The organism is Algoriphagus sp. NBT04N3, assembly GCF_019443765.1.
Lineage (GTDB): Bacteria > Bacteroidota > Bacteroidia > Cytophagales > Cyclobacteriaceae > Algoriphagus > Algoriphagus ornithinivorans.
Window position 1 is genome coordinate 512294 of record NZ_CP048415.1, and the last position, 23208, is coordinate 535501.

Genomic DNA, 23208 nt, shown 5'->3' on the forward strand with positions numbered 1-23208 from the left:
CATTCCTAGATCATAAAATGAAGGAAACTAAAAAAACATACTGGAAAGGGCTTGAGCAGCTCAACAACGATCCAGAGTTTGTAAAGCATGCCGACCGGGAATTTCCCGAGCTTCCTTCCGCATTGGGCGAGGATGGCAGTGCTTCCAGAAGGGATTTTCTAAAATTGATGGGATTCAGCTTGGCCGCAGCTTCTTTGGCTGCCTGTGAAGCTCCTGTTCGAAAAGCTATTCCTTATGTGAATAAGCCGGTTGACGTTAACCCTTCCATTCCAAATTATTACGCATCTACTTTTGCTTCCGGAGGTGATTATGCTTCTGTTGTAGTAAAAACAAGAGAAGGTCGTCCTATCAAAATTGATGGAAACGAGCTTTCTCCTATTAATAAAGGTAAGGTAAATGCCATTGTTGAAGCTTCTGTACTTTCTCTTTATGATAAAGAGCGATTGGCAGGACCTTATGCCAATGGTCAAAAAACCGACTGGGCTGCGCTTGATGCTGAAGTAAAAAGCAAACTAGCAAGTGCAGGTTCGGTAAAAATTGTTTCCAATACCATTCTTTCTCCTTCTACTATGAAAGCGATGCAGCAATTTGCTGATGCATTCGGAGGAGCTGAAGTGATCATGTATGATCCACTTTCCAATTATGGTATTACTAAAGCTGCTGAAACTTTCTACGGTGCTGCAGTGCTTCCATCTTATTCTTTTGATAAGGCTAAAACCATCGTTTCCTTCGGAGCTGATTTCCTAGGTACATGGATTTCCCCAATCGAATTTGCTGGACAATATGGTAAAACAAGAAAAATCAGTAAAGAGAAGCCGGAAATGTCCCGTCATTATCAGTTTGAGTCTAATTTGACTCTAACTGGTGCGAATGCGGATTACAGAACTCCAATCAAAGCTTCTCAAAGTGGGTTGGCTGTTTTGGCATTATATAATGCCATTGCAAAGAAAGCTGGTGTAGCTCCTGTTTCTGCTCCTGCAGTGGAAGTTGCTCACCTGGACAAAGCAGCTAATGACCTTTGGGCTAGCAGAGGTGCTTCTTTGGTTGTTTCCGGATCTAATGATCCAAACGTTCAAATAGTAATCAACGCAATCAACGAATTGCTTGGAAATAATGGTTCAACAGTAGACTTCTCTTCGCCTGTTTATTTCAGAAAGGGAGACGATGCTAGAATGAACCAATTCGTAAATGAATTGAAAGCTGGACAGGTTGGTGGAGTTATTTTCTACAACTGTAACCCGGTTTACGATCATGCAAGAGGTACTGAAATCGCTGAAGGTATTGCTAAAGCAAGAGTTAGCTTGGCAACCAACGGTACAATGGATGAAACAGCTTCCTTGGTACAGTACATTGCTCCTGATCATCATTATTTGGAGTCTTGGAATGACTTCCAACCTAAGTTAGGTCATTATTCACTTTCTCAGCCTACAATTTCTCCTTTGTTTGATACTCGTCAGGCTCAGGATTCTTTCTTGACTTGGGCTGGTTCTACTACTAATTACTACGATTTCTTACAGCAAAACTGGCAGTCAGAAATGTATGCCACTGCTGAAAATGCAGGTTCTTTCCAGGAATTCTGGGATAGAGCACTTTTCAATGGAGTATATGCTGTAGAAAGGGCTGGTACTGCTTTAGCTCCTGTTGGAGATGCTGCAAGTGCAGCTGCCGCTGTAGCCAAAGCTTACAAAGCAGATAATGCAGGTGCTGAATTGGTAGTTTACTCCAAAGTTGCTATCGGTAATGGTACTTTCGCTAACAACCCTTGGTTGCAGGAAACTCCAGATCCAATCACAAAAGCTACTTGGGATAACTATTTGACGGTTTCTCAGAAATGGGCATCCGAAAACGGAGTGACCATGGTGGAAGAAAACACTAAGAAAGCTTCTATCACAGTAAATGGTAAATCACTTATTCTTCCAATCTTGATCCAACCAGGTCAAGCTGAAGGTACCTTCGGATTGGCTTTAGGATATGGTAGAACAAAAGCAGGTAGAGTTGCTAATGGAGTAGGTGTGAATGCTTACGAACTATTGGATGCTTCTGCAGGCTTTGTGAATTTCGATATTACTTCAGGTGTAGAAGTGGCTGTAACTGGTGATTCTTATAAGATCGCGAGAACTCAGACACACCAGACTTTCATGGGACGTGAAAACGTGATCCAGGAAGCTACTTTGGCAGATTATAAGAAAGATGCCTCTGCTGGTAGATATAAGCCTGAAATATACAAGGATGGTGAATTTGTAAAACCATCTAAGATCTCTCTTTGGAGTGGTCATAAATATAGCCAGCATCACTGGGGTCTTGCTATTGATATGAACTCCTGTATTGGATGTTCTGCATGTTCTGTAGCTTGTCAGGTTGAAAACAACGTGGCAGTTGTAGGAAAGCAAGAAGTGTTGAACAGAAGAGAAATGGCTTGGATCAGAATTGACCGCTATTATTCTTCAGATGCTCCGGCTAATGATTTGGATGGAATGGAGAAAGCTTCAGAAAATCCTGAGGTAACCTTCCAGCCTATGATGTGTCAGCAGTGTAACAACGCTCCTTGTGAGACTGTATGTCCTGTTGCTGCGACCACTCACTCCTCAGAAGGATTGAATCAAATGACTTATAACAGATGTATCGGTACAAGATATTGTGCCAACAACTGTCCATATAAAGTACGTCGATTCAACTGGTTCAAATATCATGATAACAAAGACTTCGCTGGAGTCAATGTAGCTCAAAACGATGATTTGGGTAAAATGGTATTGAATCCGGACGTGACTGTTCGTGTACGTGGTGTAATGGAAAAATGCTCCATGTGTGTGCAGCGTATTCAAGCTGGTAAATTGGCCGCTAAGCGTGAGAAGCGTAAGATTCAGGATGGAGAAATCAATGTAGCTTGTGCTACAGCTTGTCCTACTGATGCTTTGGTATTTGGTGATATGAATGATCCAAACAGCCGAGTTTCTAAGCTCTTGAAAATCGAAGAAAACACTACTTCTGCATTGAAGGAAGTGAATGAAGAAAGAGCTTATCACGTATTGGAGGAGATCAACGTAAGTCCAAACGTTTGGTACTTCACCAAAATCAGAAATAAAGAGAAAAACGAAGCGTAATCATAATTTTATAAACTATGCAGGTTACTTCATCCGTACGTCAGCCGTTAGTTACCGGAGGCAAAACCTACCATGATGTTACACATGATGTGTCACGTCAGGTGGAGGGCAAACCATCTTTAGCCTGGTTCTTGGCCTTCCTTACAGCTGCAGGCGTGTTGGCTTTAGGATCAATTGCCCTTATTGCCACCCTCTGGGAGGGTATTGGAATGTGGGGTTTGAACAAAACCATCGGTTGGGCTTGGGATATCACCAACTTTGTGTGGTGGGTTGGTATCGGTCACGCCGGTACTTTGATTTCAGCCGTATTGTTACTTTTCAGACAGAAGTGGAGAACATCCATCAACAGAGCTGCTGAAGCGATGACAATTTTCGCGGTTATCTGTGCTGCGATGTTCCCGGTGATTCACATGGGTAGACCCTGGTTAGGTGCTTATTGGGCACTTCCATTGCCAAATACCTTTGGTTCACTTTGGGTAAACTTCAACTCTCCATTGCTTTGGGACGTGTTTGCGATTTCGACTTATTTCTCTGTATCATTAGTATTCTGGTACATTGGCTTGATTCCTGATTTCGCAACGATCCGTGACAGAGCTACTGGATTGAGAAAAACAATTTATGGTGCGCTTTCATTTGGTTGGGATGGTGCTGCAAAGACTTGGATGAGATACGAATCTGTATCCTTGATTTTGGCAGGTTTGGCTACTCCACTGGTACTTTCTGTACACACTATCGTATCCTTTGACTTTGCAACTTCAGTTATTCCTGGATGGCATACTACCATCTTCCCTCCATACTTCGTTGCTGGTGCAATTTTCTCCGGTTTCGCGATGGTATTGACCTTGATGATTATTACCAGAAAGGTTTTCAAATTGGAAGATTATATCACCATGGGACACATTGAATTGATGAATATTGTAATCATCATTACAGGTTCCATCGTGGGTATTGCCTATATCACAGAATTCTTTATCGCTTGGTATTCTGGAGTTGAGGCTGAGCAATATGCATTTATCAACAGAGCTACCGGACCTTATTGGTGGGCTTACTGGTCTATGATGACTTGTAACGTGATTTCTCCTCAACTTTTCTGGTTCAAGAAAATCAGAACTTCCATTGTCGCTACCTTCCTTCTTTCTTTGGTAGTAAACATCGGAATGTGGTTTGAGCGATTTGTAATTATCGTTACTTCCCTACACAGAGATTATCTTCCATCCTCTTGGGCTATGTTCTACCCAACTTGGGCTGATGTGGGAGTTTATATGTTCACCTTCGGATTGTTCTTTACCCTGTTCTTCCTATTTGCGAAGTTCTTCCCGGTAATCAACATGGCTGAGGTTAAGTCAGTATTGAAATCATCATCTGAAAAAGCTGCTAAATAATCATGGAAAGAGATACACATTTTATTCTTGGAGTGTACGAGGACGAAGATGTCCTTCTCCATGCGGTTAAAGAAGTAAGATCCACTGGAGTAAAAATCCATGAAGTTTACTCTCCTTATCCAGTTCACGGATTAGAGCATGTATTAGGCTACAAAAGAAGCAGACTTCCTATAGCTGCCTTCCTATTTGGTATGTTGGGAACTAGCTTGGCTTTGACTATGCAGTTTTACATGATGAAGTTTGATTGGCCTATGATTATTGGTGGTAAAGATTTTGCAGCTTTCCCTGATTTTATTCCTGTTTCTTTCGAAATGACAGTATTACTTGCTGCTTTTGGTATGGTAGGAGTATTTATGGTAAGCTCAAACTTGAAGCCTTGGGCTCAGCCTAGGATTTTCGATGTTAGAATCACTGATGATAAGCATGTGATGGCAATTGACATCGCTAATAACAGTAGCATGGAAGTGGAGAAAATTAAGGAAATCCTTAAGTCCTCCGGTGCTACAGAGGTAAATAATAAAAGTTTTGAATAGTAATTCTGGAAATATGAAGATTGCTAAAACACTAAGTATTTTGGGAGTATCTGCCCTTGCTTTCTTTGGCTGTAGAGCTGGAGGAGACAATCAGGGATTGGAATATGCCCCTCAAATGTATCACTCTGTAGCATATGAGCCTCTTACTCAGATTACTGATGAAGAGCAGGGTAAATGGTTATCTACCCGTGAAGATGAAAAGGGTGAATTCTTCAACAGTAACGTCTACAATCCTCATAACATGAATATGAGAGAGCCAGTAGAAGGTACTGTTCCAAGAAATAAGAATGGATTTCTGCCTCATAGACTGAAGCAGTTTGAATTGGAAGAAGCAGCTTTGATTGAAAATCCAATCGAGCTTTCTGATCCAATTTTGAAAGAAGGAGAAGTTCTATTTCAGCAATATTGTTCTTCCTGCCATGGTAAAGGTGGAGAAGGTGACGGAAAAGTTGGTGAGATTATAGGTGGTGTGGCTAACCTAAAAGGTGGTGCTTACATCGATCTTCCAGAAGGCCATATTTTCCACGTAATTACCAAAGGTAAAGGTAGAATGGGAGCCCATGGTTCTCAGATTACTACTGAAAACCGATGGAAGATCGTTCACTATGTTAAACAAGTAATTCAGAAGCAGTAATCATGGCTCACGACGTACAGAACTATAATTTGGATCAAAAATTTGATTTCAACGCGGGCATCAAAAAGTCTTTGTTGACTATTTTGGGAATTGGTGCTGCTTTACTTGTAATTGGTATTGTGATGGCAATGGCCAGTGGTGGTCATGCTGAAGAAGGAGCAGAGGCAACAGGCCATGCATTTCATTGGTATGAAAGGTTGTTCGCAAACGTATGGATCAATAATGTGTATTTCACAGGTATTGCCATCGTTGGTGTTTTCTTCTTTGCTATTCAATATGCAGCTCAAGCAGGTTGGTCAGCTCCCATCACTAGGGTAATGTTATCTTTTGGTAACTGGTTGCCATATGCTGCCTTGATTATGATTGCTAGTTTTTTCCTGATGGGACATAATTTGTTCCATTGGTGGCATGCAGAGTTGTTCGATCCTAATTCTCCGGAATATGATTCAATTATTGACGGAAAAGGAGCATTCTTTTTCTGGCCAATGGAAAAAGGAACTTTCCCGATTTTCTACATTGCCAGAATGATTATCTTCTTTGGATTTTGGGTATTCTTCTTCAACAAGTTTAAGAAAATAGCTGCAGCGGAAGATCAATTAGGTGGAAATACTCATTGGTTTAAAATGAGAAGCTGGTCTGCTTATTTCTTGGTTTTCTTTGCAGTTTCTTCTTCTGTTTCTGCATGGGACTGGGTAATGTCAATTGACACTCACTGGTTCTCTACTCTTTTCGGCTGGTATGTTTTTGCATCCTGGTTTGTTGCAGGACTTTCTGCAATCACACTTTTGACTATTTTCTTGAAAGGAAAAGGATATCTGGAAATGGTCAATGAAAACCATATCCATGATCTTGGAAAGTTTGTTTTTGGCTTCTCCATTTTCTGGACTTATTTGTGGTTTTCACAGTTCCTTTTGATCTATTATGCCAACATACCTGAAGAAACAGTTTACTTTGTTGAGAGACTGTCAAGTGACGTGTATGGACCGTTCATTTTCGTAAACATCGGGATGAACTTTGTCCTTCCATTCTTAGTTTTAATGACAAGAGATGCAAAACGTCATGGAGTCTTCCTTAAGTTAGTTTGTACGCTATTATTGGTTGGCCACTGGGTAGATTTCTTCCTGATGGTTCAGCCGGGTACTCTAGGTCATAATGGAGGAATTGGTTTCATGGAAGTAGGAATGCTTCTCGTATATGGTTCAGCGGTGGCGTTGGTTGTGTTAGGAGGCTTGGCCAAAGGAAATCTTCTTCCTAAAAATCACCCAATGCTTGAGGAGAGCTATCATCATCACATTTAATTAAAGCCGAAAAGATTTAAATATGTACGGATTTCTTATTGCAGTTGGGGTTCTTTTGCTACTATCCATCATCTGGATGGTATATAGAATCCAAACCTTGGTTTCAGTAGTAAAAGGATCAGACAAAAAAATTGCGACAGGCAGTAATAAAGTCAATGCGATCTTATTCGTATTGTTTCTGCTTGGTACAGGAATTTTGATGTTCTGGTATTCTATCAAAGAATTTGATAATTATCAGCTTCCAGTTGCTTCTGAGCACGGTGTGATTACAGATCAATTATTCTGGATTACCATGGCGGTAACCGGAGTCGTTTTTCTGATTACGCACGTTCTTCTATTCATCTTCCCTTACAAGTATCAGTATAAGGAGAGCAGAAAAGCCACTTTCTATCCTGACAACAACAAGCTTGAAATCATTTGGACTGTTGTTCCGGGTGTAGTTTTGGCTGGTTTGGTTATTTCTGGATGGATGGCTTGGTCTGACATCACTGCTCCTGCGCCTGAAAAAGCTCATGTAATTGAAATCATGGGTTATCAGTTTGCTTGGGACGTAAGATATGCTGGAAAGGATAATGTTTTGGGAGATTATGATTACAGATTAACTAGTGCTCAAAACTCTCATGGTGTTGATTTCTCTGATAAAAATTCAATTGATGATTTTCCTTCTCCGGTAGTAGTAATTCCGAAGGGAGAACCAGTATTGTTTAAAATCAGAGCAAGAGATGTGCTTCACTCAGTTTTCGCTCCTCATATGAGATTGAAAATGGATGCAGTGCCGGGTATGCCAACCAGATTCTGGTTTGTGCCAACCAAAACAACTGCTGAGATGAGGGAGGAATTAGGTAATCCTGAGTTTAACTATGAGATCGCTTGTACTGAAATCTGCGGTCGAGGTCACAATGGGATGAGAAAAGTGATAGAGGTGGTAGAGCCAGCGGCCTACCAGAAGTGGTTATCGGAACAGAAATCTTTCATTCAAAATAATCCTGCTTTAGCAAAAGGATTAGAGTCTGATGTGAAAGAACTGGCAGAAATTCAATAAGCGAACAAAAACACAAAATTATAAACTATGGCTACAGCGTCTGTTGCAACTCATGACACGGCCCATGATCATCACGATCACGAGCATCATGATAATTTTGTAACCAAATACATTTTCTCTACTGATCATAAAATGATCGGTAAGCAATTCTTGGTAACAGGTATTTTCTGGGCAATTATTGGTGGATTTCTTTCCATCCTATTCAGATTGCAATTAGGATTTCCTGAAATGAATTTAGAGTTCCTTCGCCCTCTATTGGGTGGATGGATTGATGAATCGGGTGCTTTGGATCCTACCTTCTACCTTGCTTTAGTGACAATGCATGGTACCATCATGGTATTCTTTGTATTGACTGCAGGTTTAAGCGGTACATTCTCCAATTTCCTGATTCCTCTTCAAATTGGAGCTAGAGATATGGCTTCAGGGTTTATGAACATGCTTTCTTACTGGTTCTTCTTCATGTCCAGTGTGATCATGTTTATTTCCCTATTCATTAAAACCGGTCCAGCAGGTGGTGGTTGGGTAGTATACCCTCCTCTATCAGCATTAGAGCAGGCGATCCCTGGTTCTGGATTGGGTATGACTCTATGGTTGATTGCAATGACATTCTTTATTGCATCGTCTCTTCTAGGAGGTATCAACTATATTACAACTGTAATTAACCTTAGAACAAAAGGTATGTCTTTCTCAAGGCTTCCTTTGACTATTTGGGCTTTCTTCCTAACAGCAGTTATCGGGCTACTATCTTTCCCTGTATTATTTGCAGCGGCTCTACTGCTAGTATTTGATAGAAGCTTTGGAACATCCTTCTACCTATCTGACATTTATATTGGTGGTGAAGCGCTACCAAACACAGGTGGTAGCCCAGTATTGTATCAGCACTTGTTCTGGTTCCTAGGTCATCCTGAGGTATATATCGTATTGCTACCTGCATTGGGTATTACTTCTGAAGTTATAGCAACTAACTCCAGAAAGCCAATCTTCGGTTACAAGGCAATGATTATATCCATGTTGGGGATTACCATTCTATCATTTATAGTTTGGGCTCACCACATGTTCGTATCAGGTATGAATCCATTCTTGGGTTCGATCTTTATGTTCTTGACTTTGATTATTGCAGTTCCATCTGCGGTAAAAGTATTTAACTACTTGACAACATTATGGAGAGGTAATTTGATCTTTACTCCAGCTATGTTGTTCTCAATTGGTCTGGTTTCCTTCTTTATCTCCGGTGGTTTGACTGGTATTTTCTTAGGAAACTCTGCTATTGACATTCAATTGCATGATACATATTTCGTAGTAGCTCACTTCCACTTGGTAATGGGATCTGCCTCCTTCTTTGGATTGCTAGCGGGTGTTTACCACTGGTTCCCTAAGATGTTTGGAAGAATGATGGATGCAAGATTGGGTTATATCCACTTCTGGTTGACATTTGTGGGTGTTTACATGGTATTCTTCCCAATGCACTACATCGGTATTGCTGGATTCCCAAGAAGATACTATAGCTGGACTAACTTTGAGTTTACTAACATGTATACTGATTTGAACATGTTTGTATCTGTAGCAGCTATTATTACCTTCTCTGCGCAGTTTATCTTCCTCTTTAACTTCTTCTACAGCATGTACAGAGGTAGAAAAGCGACGCTTAACCCATGGAGATCTAATACACTTGAGTGGACCACTCCAATTAATCCAGGTCACGGAAACTGGCCAGGAGAAATTCCTACGGTGTACAGATGGCCTTATGATTATTCAAAGCCAGGAGCACCTGAGGATTTCATCCCTCAGACTGTACCTCTTTCCGCGACTCCTGAGTCCAATCTTCCTCACGAGCAAGAGCAAGTGAAGCTTGAAATGGAAATTATGAAAGAGGAATCTGAGGTCTTGGTTGCCAATGAATCTAAACACTAAAAATAAAATAAACAGCTTTCGCCGGACGAGTTTAATTACGGTGATAGCTGTTTATTTCCTGATATTGGTCGGGGGCATAGTTCGGAGCACTGGTTCCGGAATGGGTTGTCCCGATTGGCCAAAATGTTTTGGGAGCGTGATACCACCAACTTCGGTAGATCAGCTCCCAAAAAATTATCAAGAGATTTATCTTGAAAAAAGATTAGCTAAAAACGAACGGTTTGTAGCAACCCTTGAAAAATTAGGCTTTGAAAAAGCAGCTTATCAAGTGGCCAATGATAAATCCATTTTAGTAGAAGAGGAGTTCAACGCTACTAAGACTTGGATTGAATACATCAATCGTCTGATTGGAGTATTGATTGGTTTCTTAATCATTTTCACAGTTTGGAAATCCTTCAAATTGTGGTCGGTAGATAAGTGGATTCCGATACTCTCAATTGCATCCTTGATACTTGTTTTATTTCAGGGATGGATAGGTTCGTTGGTTGTCTCTACCAATTTGCTGACTTGGATGATAACCTTTCATATGATCTTGGCTTTGCTGTTGGTTGGTTTACTTCTGTACATCAATCATAGAGCAGTTGATTTGATTAGGACAAAAGCCGATCTGTTTCAAGTTCCATCTAAACTCAGATGGATTTTGATTCTTGGAATAATCCTGATGTTTGCTCAAGTTATTTTGGGAACTCAGGTGCGAGAACAAATTGATCAGGTTGCCGCTAGTCTGGGAAATATGTTAAGAGAGGAATGGATTGAAAGGTCAGGAATAGAGTTCCTGATTCACAGATCTTTCTCGCTTGTACTATTGGGAGTGCATTTGCTTTATTTCTTTTGGGCATTTAAATATACCCTTAGAAAGTCCCAGGTAAACTTATGGTCTCAGGTGCTTATCCTATTGATTTTACTTGAAATTGCTTCCGGGATTGGTATGGCATATTTCGGTATTCCCGCCTTTCTTCAGCCTATACACTTATTACTTGGATCTCTGATTGTAGGAGTTCAGTTTATTCTGATTTTGCAGTTGAGAGACCATGTTCAGCTTAAGTTAAATACAAATTGAAAATGAGGACAGTTGGTGTAACTGACCATTCGATAATGGATGTCCTAGTTGGACGTCTGAAAGCCTACTCTGATCTACTGAAATTCAGATTGTCAGCTTTGGTGACTTTCTCTGCAGTCTTTGGTTATATTCTAGGCGATAGAGGAGCAAGCTTTGGTTGGTCTGGCTTTTTGGGACTAGCATTAGGTGGATTCCTGATTTCAGGTGCTTCAGGCGCTGCCAATGAAATCATGGAGCGGGATTTGGATAAGTTGATGAAGCGAACCCAAAACCGACCTTTACCCTTACAGATTATTTCTCTTAAAGAAGCATATTGGTTCACCACAATCGTGGCAATAATAGGTGTTTCTTTGCTTTGGATTTTCACTAATCCATTGACCACTTGGTTAGGAATATTAAGCATGGTGCTTTATGTATTTGCTTATACTCCTTTGAAAAAAGTTGGTCCTATCGCAGTATTTGTTGGAGCTATTCCTGGAGCCATGCCTCCTTTATTAGGATGGACTGCCGCTACAGGACAAATTACTTATGAGGCGCTAATCATTTTCGGTATTCAATTTATCTGGCAGTTCCCTCATTTTTGGGCAATTGCTTGGGTAAGTGATGAGGATTATAAGAAAGCAGGCTTTAAGTTGTTGCCAAGCGGTGGAGGACAGGATTTGAATACAGCTATTCAAATCATGATATACACCTTGTTTTTGCTTCCTCTCGGTTTATTGCCAAGCTATTTTGGTTTGACTGGTTTGAATTCCGGGATTGTGGCAACTATCTGTGGTGTATTGTTCTTAGCTCAGACCTTTTCATTAATGAGGGACTGTTCTAGAAAGTCTGCTTTGAAGATCATGTTTGGGTCATTCCTTTATTTGCCAATTGTTCAGATTGCGTATTTATTGGATAAACTACCTTAATGATGGAAAAAGAATTGAAATATGTAGATATGGTGGAACAGCCTATCTCAATGCATCCAAAGAAGTTTGCATTGTGGCTGTTTATGGTTACTGTGGTGATGATTTTTGCTGCTTTGACCAGTGCCTACATCGTACGTCAAGCAGAAGGAAATTGGCTGGATTACGAATTGCCTAATATATTTTGGGTTACTTCTGGAATTGTAGTTTTGAGCTCAGTTTTCCTTCATTTTGCTTATGTCTCAGCTAAGAAGGATAATATTTCTCAGCTTCGTATAGGTATGGTGGGTGCAGTTGTCCTAGGGCTGGCCTTTTTGGTAGGTCAATGGTATAGCTGGGTTGCTCTGGTAGATAGAGAAGTGTTTTTTGTAGGTAATCCTGCAGGCTCCTTTCTATATGTATTTACCGGATTACACGCCTTACACCTTATTAGCGGTGTGATATTTCTGATTATTGTATTAATTTCGACCTTTAGATATAAAGTTCATTCACAATCAATGAATACAATGGAGATGGCCACTACCTATTGGCATTTCCTCGGAGGTTTGTGGATTTATCTCTTTATGTTTTTGCTATTGAATCATTAAAATTAACCTGGTACAAATAAATTAATTATGTCTGCGCATTCTACTGCAATTGGAGTAAGCTCTAAAAGAGGCGTTTGGGGAGGTGGAAATGAACCTCTTAAAGCCAGCTATGGAAAACTGATGATGTGGTTTTTCCTGCTCTCCGACATCTTTACCTTTGCTGCTTTTTTGATCAGCTACTTAGCAATCCGTGTAAGTTATCCAGCTTATACAGGTCCTGCTGACACCTTTGTAGGATCTAATGAATACTGGCCAGTTCCTGAATTGGTATTCGAAGCTGTTCCATTTCTACATGGGATTCATGCTCCATTGGTTTTCGTAGGTATCATGACATTCATTTTGATTTCCAGCTCAGTTACCATGGTATTGGCTGTAGAAGCAGGACACAGAAATGATAGAAATGATGTAGTAAAATGGATGCTATGGACTATGTTGGGTGGTATTACTTTCCTTGCATGTCAGGCTTGGGAGTGGAATCACTTTATCCATGGTACAGATGGAGGAACTGTCCTTACCTATGTCAACTCTTTAAATAGACAAGTTACAGAAACAGTCTTTGGTGCAAACTTGGTGGTGAATGAATATGGACCAGCCTCTTTCGCTCAATTGTTTTTCTTTATAACCGGTTTCCATGGTTTTCACGTAACTATTGGTGTTGTACTTCTTTTCCTTTGCTTTTATCAGGCAGCAGTGGGAGTGTATGACAGAAGAGGCCATTATGAAATGGTTGAAAAAATCGGACTTTACTGGCACTTTGTAGACTTGGTATGGGTCTTCGTGTTTACCTTGTTCTATCTAATCTAAGCATTTAAAATTCTTGTAATATGGAAATTCAGGATAACAAGTCAACCTTGGAAGTAACCCCAAGAAATGACGAAAAAATAAAAAAGATCTGGAAAACTGCAGGTATACTTTTAGCCATCACAGTTGCTGAGTTTATCATGGCATTTACTATGGATAGAGGAATTTTGCTTTATGCTTTATTCATCATCCTGACAATCTGGAAAGCCAAGTATATCATGATGGAATTTATGCACTTGGGTGATGAAGTGAAGCCTTTGTTTTACTCTATCATTGTGCCTTTGATCTTCCTAGTTTGGTTATTAATTGCCTTGGCAAAAGAAGGATCAGACATCTTTATGATGCGTTGGTAGAATTCTATTAAAATAATTAAAAAAAGTAGGTTGGGGTGTGACACTTCAACCTACTTTTTTGTTAAAAGCATATCATGAGAGGATTAAGAATATTACAAGGCTTGGTATTGGTATGTATCTTATTGATACCCGTGCTGATCATCATGTTTTTGAGAGGGTTTGGAAACAACGAGTATGACTTGCCTATCTTTTACCAAAATGGGGTAGAGAATCCATTCAGAGAGTGCACCTTTGAGGATAGCACTCAGCACTATATTCCTGAATTTACTTTTGTAAATCAGGATGGGGATAATGTAGGAAGGAAAGACATGGAAGGGAAAATCACTATTGTTGATTTTTTCTTTACTTCTTGTCCAAGTATTTGCCCCGTGATGTCTAAGGAAATGGAACGTGTCAATGATATGTTTCGGGAAGAACCTCAAGTTCAGATCATGTCAATTAGTATTGACCCTGAGTATGATACTCCCGAAATCCTTCAAGAATATGCTCAAAAGCACAATGCTTCTTCCGATAAATGGCAATTTCTTTCCGGTCCGGTTGATGAGACCTATCAACTTGCAAGATGTGGCTTTATTTTACCAGCTCTAGACGGCATGGGTGTTCCGGATGATTTCGTGCATAGTGATAAATTTGTGCTCGTTGATGAGCTGGGAAGAATCAGAGGATATTATAGTGGCACGAACAGAGAGGACGTAGATTTGTTAATGTTAGAAACCAAAGTCTTATTGCATGGCAACAAGTAATTCCCTGCTTCAAAATGAAGCTAAAGTCAAAAATTGGATCATTATTATTTCCGTTCTGATCCCCGTAGCCGTAGCTGTTTTGCTATTTATGCCTAGTAAGGTGGATATTGGCGCAGAATGGGTTTATTTTCTACCCCATTTGAATGCAGTAATGAATTCCGCCGCAAGTTTGGCCTTGATCTTAGGGCTTATATTTGTAAAGAAGAAAATGTATTCCTACCATGGCGCGACGATGAGCGTAGCTTTTGGACTAGGAGCAATTTTCCTGGTTTCTTATGTGATTTATCACGGAGCTGCCGAAAGCACCTCTTTTGGAGGAGAAGGATGGGTTAGACCTGTCTATTATTTCTTACTCATAACCCATATAATTCTGGCTGCAGTGGCACTTTTTCCTATTCTTTTCGCTTATTACTATGGATATACCAACCAAAGGGAAAAGCACAGAAAAGTGGTTAAATTTGCCTACCCGATTTGGTTGTACGTTTCAGTGACAGGTGTAATCGTCTATTTGATGATAAGCCCTTATTATATTCACTGATACTATTGAAAATTGAAAGGAGTTAAGATGAAGAAGAAAAAAACTTTATTATTTACAGTAATGGCATTCTTACTGGTGCAAGTCAATTCTTTTGCGCAATGTGCTATGTGTAGAGCCTCTGTAGAGAATAATGTAAGTAATGGTGATACGAGTATTGGTTCTGGTTTGAATACCGGGATTTTATATCTATTTGTCATGCCCTATCTCATTGCTACCGTCATAGGTATTCTTTGGTATAGAGCCGCCAAAAAAAGAAAGTCAAAACTCGCACTTAGATAAGCATTTAAAAGAAGCAAAGTTTGATCAGGGACTTTGCTTTTTTTATTTTTAAACCAAATGAGCTCAAACGTTCGCAGGCTGATTATTTTGATCAGCAGTTTTTCTCTCCTTGCTGTTTTAATCCTGAATTTCTTTTTCTTTCAAAAAAGTGATGAAGAAAGCTTCATTACTGTGCTGGAAGAAGAAATTCAACAAATTGACAGGGAGTTTGATGAGGATTTTGTCCAAATCTTAATGGTCATCAGACCTGACGAGGAAATTACTTTTGACCGGATCAGTTCTTCGGCTAACAATCATCCGTTTTTTATTCTCAATCCTGAAAAGCAGCTTTTATTCTGGTCGGATTTCACCTTTACCTTAAACTTTGATCAGGTAGATGAAAACAAAGAGTATCAGCTACTGGAAGATCCTTATGGAAAGTTTTTACTTAAAAACAGAAAGATCAGTCGAAATGGTAAGTCTTACTTGGTGGTTCATGCTTTTCGTCTGGTTTGGCCGGGATCTATTGAAAATGACTATTTAGTAACCGGAGCAAATTCCAGGCTTTTTGGGAATGATAAATTTATCCTAAAACCAATAGGAGAGGAGGCGAATTATCAAGTCAGCAATCTAGCGGGTGTCCCGATTTTCGGGATTGATTTTCAGATCGGTTATCAATCGGCAGGGCGGATTTCAAACCCCGCTGTCTTTATCTTTTTCACTTCTATTTTCTTGCTTTATTTTCTGCTAAGCTCAGATTTTGTATTAAAAAAATGGAGGAAAGGAAGAAGATGGCAAGGAGTAGGATATGGGATTCTGGTAGTTTTGGCATTTCGACTGGTCATGCTGATTCTGGGATTTCCCGGAGAGTATTTCAATATCGCTCTTTTTGATCCAAGTTATTATGCCGCATCCTGGTTAAACCCCAGTCTAGGAGATTTATTAATCAATACGGTTTTTGGAGTGGCTGTCTCGGGCATGATTTTATATCAGCTGGTATCTCCTCGTACCCATGAGAAGATTACTATACTTCAAACCAAACAAGAACTGAGAATATTCTTTGGGATAGTTTTCCTGATTTCAGCCTTAGGTTTTTATCTGGTTTGGGAATTACCAAGAGATCTAATTCTAAATTCTCAATGGCCATTGGATATTGAGGCCATCCCTACGTTTGGGATTTTTGAGGGACTGAGCTTTTTGATTGTTTTTCTCTGGTCGGCTATCTATGTTCTATTCTGTCTTTCTCTGGGAAGTTTGTTGTTGGAGCTCAATGCACCCAAGAAAATTTATTTCAAATACCTACTGGTTGCAGGACTTCCCATAGGATTATTAGATTTATTCTTGTCTACTTGGTTGGGAGTGGCCTGGTTTATACACCTGATCTTCCTCTTTTTGGTCATCAAATTTGAGCTTTTCAGAAATATTTTCAGACTCGGACTTAATACCTTTTTGACGTTTTTCTTTGGCTGTTTGATCACTGCCGGGATTGCGGGTATCAGTACTTTTCAAACAGAAAGAGAGCAATTGATCCAATCCAAAGTTCGCTTTGCCAATCAAAATCTAATAGAAAGCGATGTGATGACTGAATTTTTCTTGGGAGAAATTTTTAGCCGCATTCAATCCGACTTATTCATTCAAAATCGACTGGCAGACCCCTTATTATCCAAAGATCCCATCGAGACTAAAATCAGGCGTATTTATCTGGATAATTACTTTGATCAGTTTGATGTCCGTGTCAGACTGTTTTCTCCCAATGGACAGGACTTGATCAATTCGCCGGATAATAGATCCCTCAATAGGCTGAGAGACCAATATGTCAAATCAGACTATGTAACCAGTCTTAAAGGACTCTACTTTATCAGAGGCTCGGAAGGAAATATGGGGAATCAATTTATTGCCTTCATTCCTATTCAGCGGGATGAAAATTTACTTGGGACTTTGTTTCTGGAGTTGCGGCAACTGAGAGTTCAGCCTGGCTCTGTATATCCTAAATTACTGCTAGATAAAAAATACAGTGAAAAATTAGATCCAGTCAGGTTTGATTATGCTATTTTCCGGGAGGGAGAAATCATCCGAAATGCAGGTTCTTTTAATTATTCCAATTCGGATTTATTGGCAAGACTGGATGAGTCCAAACTGATGGGTTCGGGTATTCATGCCAATGGCTACCATCATTTCGCGGTGTCAAATGGGGAAGAAGTAATTGTGATATCCTCGGAAAATAGACCTTTTTCCTACTTCTTCGGGAATATATCTCTCTATTTCGTTGTATTCATCTTTTTGACCTTTTTCACCATTTTGACTAATGTATTGATAAAGGGGAGAAAGAATTTTGAGTTTAATTATTCTACCAAGCTTCAGCTTTACCTCAACTTTGCCTTCTTTTTTCCAATTATCATCATTTCCATCATCACAATAGGGCTTTTGGCCAATAGTTACAGAGAAGATCTAGATAGGCAGTATATACAGAAGGCTGCTTTGATTCGTGGGAATTTATCCAGTTTTCTGGGAGACCGTTCACTTAGTCAGGTAAACCAGGATTTGCTAAATGAGGAGGTTGTAACCTTGGCAAATACTATTGCCGCTGATATTCATTTATACAATTCAGAAGGCAAGCTGGAGTCCACCAATAGGCCTAATATTTTTGATAAAAAATTGCTGGCCCCGAAGATTAATCCGGAAGCAATTTCCGAAATCATTGAAAAAAATCAACTTCAGTTTTTGGCTGAAGAACAAATAGGAAAACTTAGATACAAGTCTGTTTATTTGGCTATTCCTACAGCGACTGGACAAGGGATTTCCGCGATATTGGGAGTTCCGTTTTTTGAGTCTGAGGCGGAACTGAATACCCTGATTGCAGATGTATTGAGTAATATTTTCAACACGTTTGTGATTATTTTCATCGTCTTTTTGATTGTTTCCTTCTTCGTTTCCAAAAACTTGACCTTCCCTTTTAGACTTTTGACCCAAAAGTTGAAAACCACCAACCTGGAGAATAACGAACCTATGCATTGGGATGCAAAGGATGAAATCGGTCTTTTGGTCAATGAATATAACAACATGCTTTTCAAGCTGGAAGCCAGTAAAAAGGTATTGGCGTCTACAGAGAAAGAATCTGCCTGGAGGGAAATGGCTAAGCAAGTTGCGCATGAAATAAAGAACCCCTTAACTCCAATGAAGCTGACTTTGCAGCATTTGCTGAGATTGGAGGAGGCGGGAAGACTGGATGATTTGCAAAAACTTCGAAAGTCTCTGGAAACCCTCATTCATCAAGTTGATGCCTTAAGTGGAATAGCTTCATCATTCAGCACCTTTGCCAAGATGCCATTGCCGAAAAATGAGCTCATGAACTTTAAAGCGGTGGTAACAAGAGTTTTGGATCTTTTTAAGAATGATGAAAAGGTTGACTTGATTTTCCAGGATGACTCTTACACCGACACTATCCCTATTATGGGGGACGAAAAATTATTTGGCAGGGTGGTTTCCAATTTAATTATCAATGGAGTTCAGGCTGTGGAAGAGGGGAAAACTCCACAGATTAAAGTATGGCTTTGGATGACAGAGCAGGCGGTATTTCTGGAGATTTCTGATAATGGAAAAGGTATACCAGAGGAACTTAGAGACAAGATCTTTATCCCAAATTTCAGCACCAAATCCACCGGTTCAGGATTGGGGCTTGCCATAGCAAAATCAGGGGTGGAAACAGCCGGAGGAAAAATATGGTTTGAAACTAATTTCGGAAAAGGAACTACATTTTACCTAACTTTTCCTATAGCCACATAAGTTGGCTTTTAGTACCTTGTGAGTAAAAGGGTCTGGTTTTCTGATGCGTAGTTGCTTGCTTATACTTCTATTTTTTCTGCTGGGGAATTTTTATTCCAAAGCCCAGCAAATCTGTAGGCAGGTTCCTGTAGCTCAACTTCAAAAAGGGATGGAGTTGGATTCTCTTTCAGGAATTGAAGAAACCATAGTATTAAAAGATGAAAAAGGCGATATCTATCCTTTCGTATTCGATCTCAGCAAAAATTTTATTAGCATAAAGGAAGATGTAATTCCAGCTACTGATTCCCTAACACTGTGTTATCGCACTTTTTCTGTTCGCTTTGACAAACCCATTGCCAGAAGAACCCTACTCCAAAATTATGATTCTACGGCCAGATTTAAGGATAATAGAGTGATCCAAAATGAAGTTTTGGATATCAGAGAAGAGCTCTTCCCCAGTACCAATTTGTATAAGTCTGGTAGCTTGACTCGGGGTGTTTCTGTAGGTAATACGCAGAATGTTTTTGTAAACTCTGCACTAAACCTTCAACTGGAGGGAGAAATTGCTGAAAACTTGAATATAAGAGCCAGTATTACAGATCAAAATGTTCCATTTCAACCAGAAGGGAATACCCAGCAAATTCAGGATTTTGATAATGTCTTGATTGAGCTGTATAATAATGATTTTCGTTTGGCTGCCGGAGATGTGGTTTTGCAGCAGAGGCAGTCTGAATTTCTCCGGTATTACAAAAACGTTCAAGGTCTTCAGCTCACCACTCAATATAAGATGAAGGGAAATTGGGAGGCAAGTACCCAGGGATTTGCATCCATAGCTAAAGGAAAGTTCGCTTCTATACAAGTTCCAATATTAGAAGGAGTATTAGGTCCATACCGTTTAAATGGTCCTAATAATGAGCGCTTTGTTATTATTATGGCTAATTCAGAGCGGGTGTTTTTAGATGGAAAATTGCTCCAAAGAGGCTTTAATGCCGATTATGTGATTGATTATAATCAGGCTGAAATCACTTTTACTCCAAAGGTTCTCATTACTCAATATTCCAGAGTTCGTGTCGACTTTGAATTTGCAGAGAGAAATTATTCCCGTTCCATAGTTGGCGCTAACCATTTACAAACCAATGGAACAGTAGATTTTTATATGAACTATTATCAGGAGAAGGATAATAGAAACCGTCCCTTATTCACTGATTTCTCTCAAGAGGAATTAGCACTTCTGGCAAGTGTGGGTGATCAGGTTGAAAATGCCAGAATACCGAGGATAGATTCTGTGGCTTTTGATCCCAATCGAATTTTATATGAAAAAATAGTAGAAGAAGATGGACAGGGAAACCCCATTGTATATTACAGGTTTTCGAAGGATCCAGAAAAGGCTTTTTTCGATCTTTCTTTTTCTCAAGTTGGCTTTGGAAATGGGGATTATATCAGGACCAATCAGCTCTCTAACGGAACGGTTTTCGAATATGTGCCGAGGCTCAATGGTCAACCACAGGGAAATTATTCCATCGTCAGTCAGTTGCCGGCACCTGATAAAAGAAGCATGTTGACTGCGGGTACCAGAATCAAAATTACTGAACATGAAAAAGTCTATACTGAATTTGCCCTGTCCAGCAGAGATAAAAATCTTTTTTCAACTATTGATAATGAGGATAATCAGGGAATAGCCTGGAAACTTGGCTTAGAATCTTCCAAAAGACAAAGCAAACTCTTACCGGGATATGAGTTGAGCGGGAAGACTGAATTTGAATACAATTCTAGCAATTTCAATTTTATCGATCGCTTTCGTTACATAGAATTTGACCGGGACTGGGGGATTACGCAGGAAGAGCTTAGGAGCGCTGCGGCTGAAAGATTTATTCAAGCCGGGATTTCTGCTACAAAGGATGATTCCAATAGATTTAACTACCTGGTATATCTTAGAAATCGACAGAATGTATTGAATGGAACCCAGCATACTGCCAATTGGGATTTCCAAGTAGGAGAGAGGATCAAGATTAGAAATGAATTTTTCAGTCTTCAAAGTGACAAGGATTCCACACAATCTGAATGGATTAGATATCTCGGAAATATCTCTTACCAATCCAAAATTTTTAAGCCTGGCTACCAGTTTTCATTGGATCAAAATGCCCTTAAGGTCATCGAAACAGATTCTGTTATCAGCACAGCCATGAATTTCAAAGAGCATTTGATTTTCCTCCAAAACAATGATACGCTCGGAGTTAAGTTTCGATTGGATGCCGCTTGGAGAGAAGATAAAGCTCCTTTTTCAGGAGTATTGGAGAATGATACCAAAGCATTTACTTCCAATTTCACTTTTCAGAAACAATGGAATCAGCACAGCTTGACAAGTACCTTTACTTATAGGGAATTGGAATATTTACAAAGGGCCTTGCCGAGAGAACTGACAGTCATGGGCAAACTGGATTATATAGGTTCTCTTGGAAAAAATCTCATCAGAAATGAATTGAGTTATGCTATTGGTAACGGTCGGGAATTGCAGAGAGAATTTGTTTTTATTCCTGCCCCGAATGGAGATGGAACCCATACCTGGAGGGACGATAATGGAGATGGGATTCAGCAGTTGAACGAATTTTACATAGCAATCAATCCAGAGGAGAAACAGTATATTAAAATTTTTGTACCTACTGATACCTATATCCAAGCTTATACTTCTCTTTTAAATTATAGAGTTCAGGCAAAATTCCCGGATGATTGGAAAGAGGGTGGCGGAATTAAATCATTCCTCCAGCGCTTTTCAAATACCAGTAGCTTAAGTATTGAAAAGAAGGTGACTTCAGAGGATTTTTTGGTTCGGGTCAATCCATTTATCGGAGGAGTACAACGCGAGGATATTCTTTCATTAAGGCAAGTGATTCGAACATCCCTGTTTTTTAACCGGGCATCTGCACTTTATGGATTTGACCTATCCTTGTTTGATTCACAGCTGAAGCAGTTACTCTCGGGAGGCTTTGAAGATCTGATTCAAAAAGACTGGAAGTTGAATACCCGGTATAATTTTACAAACCGAACTACTCTTCGAATCCTAGGTTCCACAGGTCAAAGAGTTTCCAGCTCAGACTTTTTATCCAATAGAAACTATCAGATTCAACAGCGATCCCTTGGCCCCGAGTTTGTTTGGCAGCCCAGTGTCAAATTGAGAATGACGGGTTCTTATGTATTTACAGATAAGGTCAATGAGGCGAATATTGAATTTGAAGAAAAAGCCCAGAACCATCAGGTAGGATTGGATGTGCGATTTGCAAGAGCCATCAAGACCACCTTGAATTTCAATTTGAAGTTGACCCAGATTGATTATAACGGAGTGGTCAATTCTCCTGTGGGGTATGAGATGTTGCAGGCTTTGACTCCTGGAACCAATATTATCTGGAACATGAATTGGCTCCAGAAGATTGGAGAAGGGTTACAGCTAAACATGGTATATGAAGGAAGAAATTCCCAAGGCTTGGACCGCATTGTTCATGTGGGAAGAGTTCAAGTGACGGCACTGTTTTGATAAAAAAATGTAACTTTGCTGGCTCTAGATAGTTGTCATACTAACTATTAAAACACTAACAAAAATGCCCAAAAGCATATTGGTAACAGGAGGAACAAAAGGAATTGGAAAAGCTATCATTCATCGCTTTGCGAAAGAGGGCTTTGACATCGCCACATGTTCCCGAAATCAGGAAGATTTACGCAGATTAAAAGAGGAGTTAGAGTCTAAATTCCCTAAAATAAAGGTTATTGCAGAAGTGGCTGATCTTTCTCAAAAAGATCAAGTGAAGGCTTTAGCTACCAAAGTCCAAGGAGAATTTCAGCCAGACGTTTTGGTAAATAATACAGGCCTATTTTTACCGGGAGCCATTCACGATGAGCCGGAAGGAAATTTTGAACTGATGATGCATACCAATCTTTTTTCGGCTTATTATCTGACCAGAATTTTTATTGGAGAAATGATCCAAAGAAAATCAGGTCATATTTTCAGTATTGGTTCAATCGCAGGGACCACAGCCTATCCTAATGGAGGTAGTTACGCGATTTCCAAATGGGCTATGCTGGGAATGACGAAATGCCTTAGAGAAGAAATGAAACCCCATCAGGTGAAGGTCACTTCCATTTTACCGGGGGCTACTTACACGGCCAGTTGGGAAGGGGTAGATTTACCTATAGAAAGATTTATGAAGCCCGAGGATGTAGCGGAGTCTGTATGGGCTGCTTACAACCTTTCCCCACAATCTGTTGTTGAAGAAATAGTGATTCGCCCACAATTAGGTGATATTTAATC

General features: G+C 39.8%; 18 protein-coding genes. All 18 read left to right on the forward strand.

The genetic code is table 11. The features are described from left to right. Positions 1 to 17 precede the first annotated feature (17 nt). The 18 genes from GYM62_RS02295 (at position 18) to GYM62_RS02380 (ending at position 23206) form a co-directional block, all read left to right on the forward strand. On the forward strand, positions 18 to 3101 hold the full coding sequence (locus GYM62_RS02295; RefSeq protein WP_219958142.1) for a TAT-variant-translocated molybdopterin oxidoreductase: 3084 nt from the start codon (positions 18 to 20) through the stop codon (positions 3099 to 3101). Positions 3102 to 3118: 17 nt separating this feature from the next. Then, positions 3119 to 4483 carry an NrfD/PsrC family molybdoenzyme membrane anchor subunit gene (nrfD, locus tag GYM62_RS02300; RefSeq protein WP_144604147.1) on the forward strand — a complete coding sequence of 455 codons (1365 nt, stop codon included), beginning with the start codon at positions 3119 to 3121 and terminating at the stop codon, positions 4481 to 4483. Positions 4484 to 4485: 2 nt separating this feature from the next. Further along, positions 4486 to 5016, forward strand: a complete 531-nt coding sequence (locus GYM62_RS02305; protein ID WP_091655045.1) for a DUF3341 domain-containing protein — start codon at positions 4486 to 4488, stop codon at positions 5014 to 5016. A 13-nt stretch (positions 5017 to 5029) separates the two neighbouring features. Then, positions 5030 to 5650: a cytochrome c gene (locus GYM62_RS02310; RefSeq protein WP_091655046.1), complete on the forward strand. Its 621-nt coding sequence runs from the start codon at positions 5030 to 5032 to the stop codon at positions 5648 to 5650. A 2-nt stretch (positions 5651 to 5652) separates the two neighbouring features. Next, positions 5653 to 6948 (forward strand): quinol:cytochrome C oxidoreductase, encoded by a 1296-nt coding sequence (locus tag GYM62_RS02315; RefSeq protein WP_219958143.1) that lies wholly within the window; start codon positions 5653 to 5655, stop codon positions 6946 to 6948. 22 nt (positions 6949 to 6970) lie between these two features. Further along, a complete protein-coding gene (locus GYM62_RS02320; RefSeq protein WP_091655048.1) occupies positions 6971 to 7990 on the forward strand; it encodes a cytochrome c oxidase subunit II in 1020 nt (339 codons plus the stop codon). Positions 7991 to 8017: 27 nt separating this feature from the next. After that, positions 8018 to 9901: a cbb3-type cytochrome c oxidase subunit I gene (locus tag GYM62_RS02325; RefSeq protein WP_091655049.1), complete on the forward strand. Its 1884-nt coding sequence runs from the start codon at positions 8018 to 8020 to the stop codon at positions 9899 to 9901. After that, on the forward strand, positions 9885 to 10961 hold the full coding sequence (locus GYM62_RS02330; protein WP_219958144.1) for a heme A synthase: 1077 nt from the start codon (positions 9885 to 9887) through the stop codon (positions 10959 to 10961). Before GYM62_RS02325 ends, GYM62_RS02330 begins: the two co-directional genes overlap by 17 nt. Before the next feature lie 2 nt (positions 10962 to 10963). Continuing rightward, positions 10964 to 11869, forward strand: a complete 906-nt coding sequence (gene cyoE / locus GYM62_RS02335; RefSeq protein ID WP_219958145.1) for a heme o synthase — start codon at positions 10964 to 10966, stop codon at positions 11867 to 11869. A gap of 2 nt (positions 11870 to 11871) precedes the next feature. Next, a complete protein-coding gene (locus GYM62_RS02340; RefSeq protein ID WP_219959388.1) occupies positions 11872 to 12453 on the forward strand; it encodes a cytochrome c oxidase subunit 3 in 582 nt (193 codons plus the stop codon). Between the two features lie 27 nt (positions 12454 to 12480). After that, positions 12481 to 13257: a cytochrome c oxidase subunit 3 gene (locus GYM62_RS02345; RefSeq protein ID WP_091655052.1), complete on the forward strand. Its 777-nt coding sequence runs from the start codon at positions 12481 to 12483 to the stop codon at positions 13255 to 13257. A 20-nt stretch (positions 13258 to 13277) separates the two neighbouring features. Beyond that, positions 13278 to 13607 (forward strand): cytochrome C oxidase subunit IV family protein, encoded by a 330-nt coding sequence (locus tag GYM62_RS02350; protein WP_091655053.1) that lies wholly within the window; start codon positions 13278 to 13280, stop codon positions 13605 to 13607. A 74-nt stretch (positions 13608 to 13681) separates the two neighbouring features. Beyond that, entirely contained in the window at positions 13682 to 14350 is a 669-nt protein-coding gene (locus GYM62_RS02355) for an SCO family protein (RefSeq protein WP_219958146.1), read from the forward strand. After that, complete coding sequence (locus GYM62_RS02360) at positions 14337 to 14888, forward strand: DUF420 domain-containing protein (RefSeq protein WP_219958147.1); 552 nt, start codon at positions 14337 to 14339, stop codon at positions 14886 to 14888. The genes GYM62_RS02355 and GYM62_RS02360 overlap by 14 nt, the downstream gene beginning before the upstream one ends. Before the next feature lie 60 nt (positions 14889 to 14948). Beyond that, entirely contained in the window at positions 14949 to 15167 is a 219-nt protein-coding gene (locus tag GYM62_RS02365) for a hypothetical protein (RefSeq protein ID WP_255590503.1), read from the forward strand. Between the two features lie 57 nt (positions 15168 to 15224). After that, the gene (locus tag GYM62_RS02370; protein WP_219958149.1) at positions 15225 to 18929 is read left to right on the forward strand and encodes an ATP-binding protein; all 3705 of its coding nucleotides are present in this window, start codon (positions 15225 to 15227) and stop codon (positions 18927 to 18929) included. 43 nt (positions 18930 to 18972) lie between these two features. Beyond that, complete coding sequence (locus GYM62_RS02375) at positions 18973 to 22437, forward strand: hypothetical protein (protein WP_219958150.1); 3465 nt, start codon at positions 18973 to 18975, stop codon at positions 22435 to 22437. A 64-nt stretch (positions 22438 to 22501) separates the two neighbouring features. Further along, positions 22502 to 23206 (forward strand): SDR family oxidoreductase, encoded by a 705-nt coding sequence (locus tag GYM62_RS02380; RefSeq protein ID WP_219958151.1) that lies wholly within the window; start codon positions 22502 to 22504, stop codon positions 23204 to 23206. Positions 23207 to 23208 lie beyond the last annotated feature (2 nt).

What these genes read in the sequence shown, in the direction of transcription:
- GYM62_RS02295 (WP_219958142.1), top strand. Translation starts at nt 18, where the DNA reads ATGAAGGAAACTAAAAAAACATACTGGAAAGGGCTTGAGCAGCTCAAC.
- nrfD (WP_144604147.1), top strand. Translation starts at nt 3,119, where the DNA reads ATGCAGGTTACTTCATCCGTACGTCAGCCGTTAGTTACCGGAGGCAAA.
- GYM62_RS02305 (WP_091655045.1), top strand. Translation starts at nt 4,486, where the DNA reads ATGGAAAGAGATACACATTTTATTCTTGGAGTGTACGAGGACGAAGAT.
- GYM62_RS02310 (WP_091655046.1), top strand. Translation starts at nt 5,030, where the DNA reads ATGAAGATTGCTAAAACACTAAGTATTTTGGGAGTATCTGCCCTTGCT.
- GYM62_RS02315 (WP_219958143.1), top strand. Translation starts at nt 5,653, where the DNA reads ATGGCTCACGACGTACAGAACTATAATTTGGATCAAAAATTTGATTTC.
- GYM62_RS02320 (WP_091655048.1), top strand. Translation starts at nt 6,971, where the DNA reads ATGTACGGATTTCTTATTGCAGTTGGGGTTCTTTTGCTACTATCCATC.
- GYM62_RS02325 (WP_091655049.1), top strand. Translation starts at nt 8,018, where the DNA reads ATGGCTACAGCGTCTGTTGCAACTCATGACACGGCCCATGATCATCAC.
- GYM62_RS02330 (WP_219958144.1), top strand. Translation starts at nt 9,885, where the DNA reads ATGAATCTAAACACTAAAAATAAAATAAACAGCTTTCGCCGGACGAGT.
- cyoE (WP_219958145.1), top strand. Translation starts at nt 10,964, where the DNA reads ATGAGGACAGTTGGTGTAACTGACCATTCGATAATGGATGTCCTAGTT.
- GYM62_RS02340 (WP_219959388.1), top strand. Translation starts at nt 11,872, where the DNA reads ATGGAAAAAGAATTGAAATATGTAGATATGGTGGAACAGCCTATCTCA.
- GYM62_RS02345 (WP_091655052.1), top strand. Translation starts at nt 12,481, where the DNA reads ATGTCTGCGCATTCTACTGCAATTGGAGTAAGCTCTAAAAGAGGCGTT.
- GYM62_RS02350 (WP_091655053.1), top strand. Translation starts at nt 13,278, where the DNA reads ATGGAAATTCAGGATAACAAGTCAACCTTGGAAGTAACCCCAAGAAAT.
- GYM62_RS02355 (WP_219958146.1), top strand. Translation starts at nt 13,682, where the DNA reads ATGAGAGGATTAAGAATATTACAAGGCTTGGTATTGGTATGTATCTTA.
- GYM62_RS02360 (WP_219958147.1), top strand. Translation starts at nt 14,337, where the DNA reads ATGGCAACAAGTAATTCCCTGCTTCAAAATGAAGCTAAAGTCAAAAAT.
- GYM62_RS02365 (WP_255590503.1), top strand. Translation starts at nt 14,949, where the DNA reads ATGGCATTCTTACTGGTGCAAGTCAATTCTTTTGCGCAATGTGCTATG.
- GYM62_RS02370 (WP_219958149.1), top strand. Translation starts at nt 15,225, where the DNA reads ATGAGCTCAAACGTTCGCAGGCTGATTATTTTGATCAGCAGTTTTTCT.
- GYM62_RS02375 (WP_219958150.1), top strand. Translation starts at nt 18,973, where the DNA reads ATGCGTAGTTGCTTGCTTATACTTCTATTTTTTCTGCTGGGGAATTTT.
- GYM62_RS02380 (WP_219958151.1), top strand. Translation starts at nt 22,502, where the DNA reads ATGCCCAAAAGCATATTGGTAACAGGAGGAACAAAAGGAATTGGAAAA.